General features: G+C 39.0%; 1 protein-coding gene. It reads left to right on the forward strand.

Features of this window, described 5'->3' with window-relative positions:
* The first annotated feature begins 52 nt into the window (after positions 1-52).
* A protein-coding gene (locus MSG38_RS23940) for an IS630 family transposase (RefSeq protein ID WP_282450603.1) occupies positions 53-1,076 on the forward strand; the annotation gives its coding sequence in 2 pieces (ribosomal slippage) (positions 53-499 and positions 501-1,076; 1,023 coding nt in all).
* Positions 1,077-1,092 lie beyond the last annotated feature (16 nt).

Consider the following 1,092-nt stretch of genomic DNA (forward strand, 5'->3'; position numbering starts at 1 on the left):
ATACCAATTCCATTAAATTCATGATCTAATATAGACTCTGAAAGGAGCCTATATGAACTCAGATTTATCAAAACTTATCGGCGCAACCTCCAACGCGAGGTTGAGGCTAAGATTACTCGCTGTCTCTCACTTTATCGATGGTAAAAATCGAACTGAAATCGCGTCATTTCTTAAAGTCAGTCGTCTCAGTGTGAATAAATGGATCAAGGCCTATCTTGATTTTGGTGTTGAAGGGTTAGTAGAAAAACCTCATACAGGAAGACCTTCCAGACTCACTATTGAGCAAAAAAAACATCTTAAAGAATACGTCACTTCAAATGCAATAAAACCTGAGGGTGGGCGCTTACAAGGGAGTGACATCACACAATTCATCCTTGATGAATTTGATATATCTTACCAACCATCGGGTGTATACCGCTTACTGCATGAACTTAATTTGAGTTGGATAACGACACGTTCAAAGCACCCAAAACAATCAGAAGAAGCTCAAGAATCTTTTAAAAAAATTCCCAATAGAAACGATCCTTAAGATCCCTGGGCATATCCACTTAAAAGAAGTGCTTGTTTGGTTTCAAGATGAAGCTAGATTTGGTCAACGCAATACCACAACCAAGATTTGGGCAGAAAAAGGAACTCGACCTAGAGCCGTTCAACAGCAACAATTTGAGTACGCTTATTTGTTTGGAGCCGTTTGTATCAATACAGGCGAAGCTGAAGCTATTGTTTCACCGTTAAGCAACATGGAAGCAATGACGAAGCATCTTGAATTAATCTCAACGGCGACCCCTAGAGGTAAACATTCCGTGGTTATTATGGATCAAGCGAGCTGGCATCAAACACATTTAGCCAATCATTTTAAGAACATCACTATAATCCATATCCCGCCATATTCACCAGAATTAAACCCGATAGAACAAGTTTGGCAATGGCTTCGACAATACAAGTTAGCGAATAGGTGTTTTGAAAACTATAACGATATAGTGAACTCAGTATGCAATGCTTGGAACAGTTTTTGTGAAGATAAACGCAGAGTCCAATCCCTCTGCTTTAGAGATTGGACTCTATTGGTAAGTTAATTAATGGAATTGGTAT

The sequence above is a fragment of the Vibrio sp. 1CM24A genome, from assembly GCF_023161725.1.
Lineage (GTDB): Bacteria > Pseudomonadota > Gammaproteobacteria > Enterobacterales > Vibrionaceae > Vibrio > Vibrio coralliirubri.